At 45.8% G+C, this 8,225-nt stretch carries 6 protein-coding genes; 1 reads left to right on the top strand and 5 read right to left on the bottom strand.

What is annotated here, in order from left to right:
* The first annotated feature begins 231 nt into the window (after window positions 1–231).
* Window positions 232–1,584, top strand: coding sequence for a UDP-N-acetylmuramate--L-alanine ligase (murC, locus tag AC6I5A_RS04390; protein WP_034612185.1), 1,353 nt, complete (start codon window positions 232–234; stop codon window positions 1,582–1,584).
* Window positions 1,585–1,611: 27 nt separating this feature from the next.
* Here murC and AC6I5A_RS04385 read toward each other — a convergent pair whose 3' ends face one another.
* The 5 genes from AC6I5A_RS04385 to AC6I5A_RS04365 all read right to left on the bottom strand — a co-directional run bounded on the left by AC6I5A_RS04385 (window position 1,612) and on the right by AC6I5A_RS04365 (window position 8,173).
* A complete protein-coding gene (locus tag AC6I5A_RS04385; RefSeq protein ID WP_034612182.1) occupies window positions 1,612–2,190 on the bottom strand; it encodes a 5' nucleotidase, NT5C type in 579 nt (192 codons plus the stop codon).
* A gap of 628 nt (window positions 2,191–2,818) precedes the next feature.
* Window positions 2,819–4,198 carry an argininosuccinate lyase gene (argH, locus tag AC6I5A_RS04380; protein ID WP_034612179.1) on the bottom strand — a complete coding sequence of 460 codons (1,380 nt, stop codon included), beginning with the start codon at window positions 4,196–4,198 and terminating at the stop codon, window positions 2,819–2,821.
* A gap of 227 nt (window positions 4,199–4,425) precedes the next feature.
* Window positions 4,426–5,634: an argininosuccinate synthase gene (locus tag AC6I5A_RS04375; protein ID WP_034612177.1), complete on the bottom strand. Its 1,209-nt coding sequence runs from the start codon at window positions 5,632–5,634 to the stop codon at window positions 4,426–4,428.
* Window positions 5,635–5,710: 76 nt separating this feature from the next.
* Window positions 5,711–6,658, bottom strand: coding sequence for an ornithine carbamoyltransferase (gene argF, locus AC6I5A_RS04370; protein WP_034612173.1), 948 nt, complete (start codon window positions 6,656–6,658; stop codon window positions 5,711–5,713).
* 300 nt (window positions 6,659–6,958) lie between these two features.
* Window positions 6,959–8,173, bottom strand: coding sequence for an acetylornithine transaminase (locus AC6I5A_RS04365; RefSeq protein ID WP_034612170.1), 1,215 nt, complete (start codon window positions 8,171–8,173; stop codon window positions 6,959–6,961).
* Between the last annotated feature and the right edge of the window lie 52 nt (window positions 8,174–8,225).

Genomic DNA, 8,225 nt, shown 5'->3' with positions numbered 1-8,225 from the left:
GACCTGCTCATTACGAGTTAGCTGCTCTACCTCTGAGCCACATCGGCATTTCACCATTTCACGGACGAAAGTAATTGTACTCCAGTTTTGTAGTTTCGTCAAATAATATTTTTATTAAGATAATGGGCAAAATAACTGTAGTAAATTTTTCCTCGTAAAATATGATACTATTTGGTTTCAGTTTGGGTATAATGGGGGGGGCGGAGTTATACACGGAAGGGACGAGATGCTTTGGCATTACATATTCATTTCGTTGGCATAAAAGGAACCGGGATGAGCGCATTAGCTCAAATCAGCACTCAAATTGAAGGTGCTACCATTACAGGGTCTGATGTCGAAGAGAGTTTTTATACAGACAGTATCTTGGAACGCGCCAATATCCCCGTTTTAGGTTTTTCTCCCAAAAATGTAGAAAACGCCGATTTGGTGGTTACCTCTGCGGCCTATACACATCTGCATCCAGAAATTTCCCGGGCCAGGGACCTTAATATCCCGGTCTTGACTTACCCTCAATATCTAGGACGCTTACTTTCTCAAAAACGTGGAATTTGCATATCCGGAACACACGGTAAAACTACGACGACCGCCATGATAGGCCTCGTAATGCTCCAAGCCGGATTAGATCCGTCCATTGTTGTTGGCAGCGATGTCCCCAGTATTGGCGGTAATGCGCATTCCGGGAAAGGGGAATTTTTCTTAGCAGAGTCTTGTGAATATCGGCGCCATTTCCTCAATTACTCTCCGGAACACTTGGTAATTACCAACATAGAATTTGACCACCCCGATTATTTTAATGACCTTGATGATGTTATTTTGGCGTTCTCTGAACTGGCAAAAAAGGTACCGGCGCACGGCCATATCTACGTTTGGGACGAAGACCCGAATCGGAAATCCCTCATCTCAGACGCGCCAATCACGACCTTTGGACTCTCTGAGTCCGCGGATATTCGGGCAACAGAGATTGTAGTCCAAGACGAACAAAGTTCGATGAAAATCCTGCTAAAGGGGCAATATGTCGGAGATCTTAATCTCCATGTGGCAGGGAGACATAACATTATCAATGCCTTGGCAACCATCGCCTTATGTCATGAACTTGGTATCTCCATCGAAGTAATCTTATTCCACCTGAGCCTGTTCAACGGAACAAAACGCCGCTTTGAACATATAGGAAGCAACAAAAATGGCGCCTTGATTGTCGATGACTATGCCCATCATCCGACAGAAATCCGCATGACACTGGAAGGGGCTCGCCTGTCCTTCCCAGATCGTCGCATCCGTGCCATTTTCCAGCCTCATACCTTTAGTCGAACTGAAAAGCTCTTACAGGAATTCTCACAAGCTTTTCAAGGGGCGGACGAAGTTGTCGTCGCTGATATTTTCGCCTCGGCACGGGAACAGGATCATTACACCGTTTCTTCCGTAACTTTAGCCGAGTTAATCCTGAAACAAGGAATTCAAGCCCGCTACATTGGAACGTTGGAAGACATTGAAGTATATCTTTCCGATACACTCTCCCCAAAGGATCTCGTCCTTACTTTAGGGGCGGGGGATATTTATAAAGTAGGATTAGGAATCGTCAGTTAATTTTTACTATGCCAAAGGGTTAGCCATTTATTTGTGGCTAACCCTTTTATAATCCACTGCCTGGATACATTTTATAATTTCATCCCAGCTGTGACAGCGTGTTATACCCGTTGGGAGCTCTACTTGATTATAACTGGCATTCAGTAAAAATACCGGCACTCCGCCTTCCGAAATCAATTTGGCATTCACCGGATAATCCTCGACAAAAGCCTCAATTTCCCAAAGTTTGACTAACTCCAATTTACTGCTGAAGCCCGCGAAGAGAACTTGTTCATGCTTATGCGGAATTCCACACATCGTGAGCCAGCGCAATGTGACATCACTTTCTTCAGGTGTGCGTGCCGTAATATAAATCACTTCATGACCCTCCCTGAGAAGGGTTTCAAGCCCTTCCTTGGCGCCAGACATAGGTTTGGGAGCCATCAGCAAACGTTCCGCATTACTCACAAAGAAGTCGTTTATTGCCTCTTTCGATACGTTATAAACCGACTCCATTTTATAATCGTTGATGACCGAAATGTTCTTGCCAAAGTGTAAATTCAATTCAGTTAACCAATATGGGTAACTGTCGGCAACGACACCGTCGATATCTACTCCAACACGCACATTATTTCCCCTGCCTTGGCCTCAGTCACCCTTTCACTCAACCAATGCACTGCTTGAGCGATAGGGACTGTTATTTTTTTATCCATCCACATTTGCGCTACCCCCTGATTATATTATTGATTTATTTACTATAATATCATACTGAATCGTTAATCGTTATAATTGTGCAAAAATTCCTCTGGATATTAAAGGGTCTACATTGTCGCATTTTGGCAAAATGCGTTAAGTACTTATCCACAGTTTTTTCGTTTATCTCCTATTAATTATGTCTTATCCGCCTTAAAATCCGTTCTCTTTTGATATTATCCACAAAGTTATCCACACTATACACAGGTTTTTTCCAAAGTTTGCGGAAGCGAAGTCCTACAACCTAGTAATGAAGCGTGGTACATGGTCACCCCAAACCGTATACGGGTATTAGGACTCCTTTTTTATCTCTAATTCAATTCTATGCCTATTTTTTCGTTTTTGTCATCAAATACTACGCGTTCTTCTCATTTCTTTCGACAATATCTGGTTTATTAAACGCAGTGTGACACGAGCGCGACGTTTTTCCGTTAGCTGACCGGCAAACCAGCCCGGCACTTAGTGCTTACAAAAATGAATCTTCTTTGATATTGATAGAGTGTCAGACAAGTCCCGCTAATACCTCACGACTTACTCGAATTACTTCAGCAACCGACTCCGGCGAAGGACCTCCCAAAATCTTTCGCGCGCGCACACAATATTCAATTCCGATAGCTCCAAACAGATCCGCTTCGAAAATTGGAGAGAGTTCCTGATAGTCGCTTAAATCCAGCTCTTCTAATCCAATTCCTCTTTTACTGCAAAGCAGCACAATGCGTCCGACTAACTCATGCGCCTCCCGAAAAGGAACCCCTTTCCTGGCCAGGTAATCCGCCAGATCCGTTGCATTGGTAAACCCTCCTTTTGCTCCACAGGCCATCGCTTCCCGTTGGACAACCATGGTCCTCAGCATCGGTTCTACAATCAGCAAGCACTTTTGAATTGTGTCTACTGCGTCAAAAACCTGTTCCTTGTCCTCTTGCATATCTTTATTATATGCCAGCGGAAGACCTTTCATAACGGTTAAGAGGGCCACTAAATCACCATATACACGCCCCGTTTTTCCTCTTACTAATTCAGCCACATCCGGGTTCTTCTTTTGAGGCATGATACTTGACCCTGTGGCATATCCGTCATCCATCGAAATAAATCGAAACTCCCCAGTGGACCAAAGAACAAGTTCCTCACACATTCGACTGAGGTGCATCATGAGGATGGAGGCGGTTGCTAAAAATTCCAAAGCAAAATCCCGGTCGCTCACCCCATCCAGGCTGTTTAAGGTGACGCCGTCAAAGTCTAGTTCCATGGCCACTTTCGCCCGGTCAAGCGGGAACGTCGTTCCAGCCATGGCCCCTGAGCCGAGAGGAGAAATATTTAAACGCTTCCGAGTATCATTGAGCCGTCCGAGATCACGTAAAAACATTTGTACGTAGGCCATCAGATGATGGGCAAAGGTGATCGGCTGTGCTTTTTGCAAATGTGTGTAGCCGGGCATCCAGGTTTCAAGATGCTCTTCCGAAATATGGAGAAGAGTCTGGAGCAACTTCTCTATCAGGCTTTTGGTCCGGTCAATCTCGCTTCTCAAATAAAGCCTTAGATCCAAGGCAACCTGGTCATTCCGACTGCGCCCGGTATGTAGTTTTTTCCCCACCATCCCAATTCGTTCTGTTAAAAGCTTCTCGACATTCATATGGATGTCTTCCGCGCCAATCTCGAATGCTACTTTTCCCGCCTGGATATCTTCCAAAATTTTATTCAGTTCCTCGATTAACAGGTTTGCTTCGTCTTCAGAAATAATCCCCACACTTCCGAGCATTCTGGCGTGGGCTACACTCCCCAAGATATCCTGTTTGTAAAGGCGTTGGTCAAAGCTAATAGAAGAATGAAAATCTTCTACCAATACATCTGTTGTCTTTTCAAAACATCCGCCCCAGAGCTTCACGTCTCATCTTCCTTTCATCGCCGCTAATACTTTTCTTATTCTTTGCGTGTCTTTTCTCCCTATTAGCCATAAATTAAGTCATTTGTTTGGAACCTACAAGTAAAGCGGGGCCCTAAACTTATACTTTCTGCCCTGAAAATGGCCTATTTTCGTTCATCAGTGGTGACGCGCTGCGGTATGTCTGATACGTTAAAGAAAGCGCCGGGTACCGGCGCTATTCTTCGTACTTATTTACGCAATCCTGCTTCTTTCTCCATTAGCGCCCTAACCTTTAACGGTAAGCCAAAAAGGTTAATAAATCCGCCGGCATCCTTTTGGTCATACACACCTTCCTCGCCAAACGTTACAAACTCTTCATTATAAAGGGAGAAGGGAGATTTTACACCTACCGAAGTACAATTTCCTTTATATAATTTCACTCGTACCGTGCCGGTGACATTTCTCTGGGTCACATTGACAAAGGCATCCAAGGCCTCACGCAGCGGAGAATACCACACTCCATCATAAACCATCTCCGCATACTTTAAGGCGATTTGTTCTTTGTAATGAAGGGTAAGGCGGTCAAGCGTGAGATGTTCCAAAGCCTGATGTGCCATATAGAGGATGGTTCCCCCCGGAGTCTCATATACACCGCGCGATTTCATCCCGACGAGGCGGTTTTCCACCATATCGACAATTCCGATCCCGTTTTTTCCACCCATTTCATTAAGGGTTTCCAATAAAGCTACCGGAGCAATTTTCTTACCATTTAAAGAGGCCGGAATCCCTTGTTCAAACCCCAGTTCAAGATATGTCGCCTGGTCGGGAGCATCCTCGGGAGCAACACCCAGCATATAAATGTCACGTTTGGGTTCATTCCAAGGATCTTCTAAGTCCACACCCTCATGGCTTAAATGCCAAAGATTACGATCCATACTATAAGATCGCTCTTTCGTTCCCGGAACAGAAATTCCTCGCGCTTCTGCATAATCGAAGCAATCTTCCCTGGACTTGAGATTCCAAATCCGCCAGGGGGCAATGATCTCTAAGTCTGGATTAAGCGCTTTGACACTCAGTTCAAATCGCACTTGATCATTTCCTTTACCGGTTGCACCATGGGCAACCGCCACTGCGCCTTCTTGCTCAGCGATTTCCACTAAACGCCGGGCAATCAGAGGACGAGCAAACGAAGTCCCCAAGAGATAGTTTCCTTCATAAATTGCCCCGGCCTTTAACGTCGGAAAAATAAACTCTGAGAGGAATTCTTCTCTCAGATCTTCAATATACAGTTTGCTTGCACCGCTTTTGATCGCCTTTTCCTGGAGAGGAGCCAGCTCTTCTCCTTGCCCGAGGTCCGCCGCCATGGCAATCACTTCATACCCGTACGTTTCCTTAAGCCAGGAAATAATAATGGAGGTATCCAACCCACCGGAATAGGCTAAAACAACTTTTTTCATGTCTATCTCCCTCTTTTTCTAAATTCGTGTCCATGTGTTGTGTATAGTATACAGTCTCCAGTGAAAACTATTTGTCTTATTTTATTACTAACGCCAAAATCGCCTTTTGAGCGTGCAGGCGGTTTTCTGCTTCATCAAAGACAACCGACTGAACCCCTTCAATAACATCATCCGTAATTTCCTCCCCACGGTGAGCTGGAAGGCAATGCAGTACGATGGCGGAATGATCCGCTCTCTTCAGTACATCGGAATTAATCTGATATCCTTCAAAAGCCACCCTTCTCACTTGGGCTTCTTCTTCTTGACCCATACTTGCCCAAACGTCCGTGTAAAGCACATCCGCACCTCTTACGGCTTCCAAAGGATCATCCACCACTTCTACTAAACCACCGTTATATTTTGCATCCGCCTGAGCCAAAGCGACAATCAATGGATCCGGCTTATATCCCGGAGGGGAAGCGATAACAACATGTAATCCCATTTTAGCTCCGCCAAACATCAGGGAATGAGCCATGTTATTTCCATCTCCGATGTAGGCAAGCTTCAAGCCCGCTAAGCGGCCTTTATGCTCCTGTATGGCCATCAGATCTGCAAGCACCTGACAGGGATGCAGCAGATCTGTAAGTCCGTTAATAACCGGAATCGTGGCATACTTTGCCAAATCCAGGACTTCTTGATGACTATAGGTCCTAATCATGATTCCATCGATCATCCGGGAGAGAACACGTGCCGTATCAACTATCGTTTCCCCTCTCCCCAGTTGGATATCCCGTCGGCTCAGAAAGAGCGCATACCCTCCCAATTGGTACATCCCTACTTCAAAAGACACCCGGGTCCGTGTCGAAGACTTCGTAAAAATCATCCCCAAGGTCTTGCCTTGAAGAATCGGATGAGGACGTCCTGCTTTTTGCGCATCTTTAAGTTCTTTAGCTACATCTAAAATGCAGCTTATTTCAGCTTGAGAAAAATCATGAAGCGATATAAAGTCCCGCCCTTTAAAAATAGATTGATCGATTGTATGCATCTGTCATTCACTCCTTCGATATGTATTATCATACACTCATGTGTATAAAAATACAATGCCAGAAAGGAAACTATTTCGCTTCTATAAAACCGTTAATGAAAAAACCAAAATAAAACTTCCACTTGACAACCTGAGCTGTCAAGCAGGAGTTTTATTCTTTTCCTACCCAGAAAACAAACGCCGCTATGGAAGTTTTATTTACTTTATAGCATCCCTTCACCATTCTATTATAGCATAGTCAGTTCTGAAAAGACCACCTGGAAATTAGAGAAGCAAGGGTTTAGAGGGGTGCTTTGTCTCTCACTTCCAGAGTTCCGTGAATACTTGATCCAAAATCCCCAAGGCCTTATCCATTTCCCGTTTTTCAACAATCAGCGGGGGAAGGAACCGCAGGACCTTGCCGCCAACACAATTGATCAGCAGCCCGTTTAGTCGGCAAGCCTCGACAATCTCCGGGCCCAACCTGGAAACAGGCCATCCTAAAATAAACCCTTTCCCGCGGACGGGCTCCCCGGTCTGATACTTCCCGGCCAGTTCCTCGAGTCCCTTTTGAAAATACTTGGCTCGTTCCTGAACCCCTTCTATAAATCCGTCCTCAAGCATCACATCCAGGACAGCGCATCCTGCGGCGGTCGCCAAAGGGTTTCCCCCGAAGGTCGAAGCGTGATCGCCGGGCTGAAAGGCTTTTGCTGCTTCATCCGTGGCCAGCATTGCTCCAATCGGCACTCCGCCGCCCAAGGCTTTAGCCAAGGTCAGGATATCCGGAACCACACCGCTCCACTCATAAGCAAAGAGTTTTCCTGTCCGCCCTATGCCGCACTGCACCTCATCAAAGATTAACAAAGCCCCAAATTGATCACACAGGGCACGCGCTCCTTGTAAAAACTCTCCGGAAGCCGGCAGTACTCCCCCTTCCCCCTGAATGGGCTCAATAAAGACTGCTGCAGTATTACTATTTACTTTAGCCTTTAAGTCCTCAAGATCATTCAATTTGGCATAAGAGCATCCTACGGGAAGCGGATCATACCCTTCCTGATATTTAGTCTGTCCTGTGAGCGTGAGGGTTGCTAAGGTCCGCCCGTGAAACGAATTTTCCAGTGTAACTACCTCGTATTTCTGCGCACCAAAATTTTTCCTGGCATATTTCCGGGCCAGTTTAAAGGCCGCTTCATTGGCCTCCGCTCCGCTGTTGCAAAAGAACACTTTATCCGCAAAAGAATGCTCCGCCAAACGCTCCGCTAAAGCAACCTGGTTCGGTATCCAGTATAAGTTTGACGTGTGCATAATCTCTTGGGCCTGTTCCTGAACCGCACGGACGATCGCCGGGTGATTATGTCCCAGGGAGTTGACCGCCAGACCTGTCAAAAAATCCAAATAACGTCTCTCTTCCGTATCCCAAACCCAGGCTCCGTCCCCTTTGACAATCGTCATGGGTAGGCGGCCATAGGTATTCATAACTACGTTTTTCCCTCGCTCGATAATTGCCTCGCTTGATAAACCTTCTAATTGCTTCAAGTTTTCCACCCCCCATTATCTGAACATGGTGCCGATTCCGCCATCAGTAAAC

It is taken from the genome of Desulfosporosinus sp. Tol-M2, from assembly GCF_059735615.1.
This window is presented reverse-complemented; position numbering and strand designations above follow the sequence as displayed.

What these genes read in the sequence shown, in the direction of transcription:
- AC6I5A_RS04375 (WP_034612177.1), bottom strand. Translation starts at nt 5,634, where the DNA reads ATGAAAAAAGTTGTTTTAGCCTATTCCGGTGGGTTGGATACCTCCATT.
- argF (WP_034612173.1), bottom strand. Translation starts at nt 6,658, where the DNA reads ATGCATACAATCGATCAATCTATTTTTAAAGGGCGGGACTTTATATCG.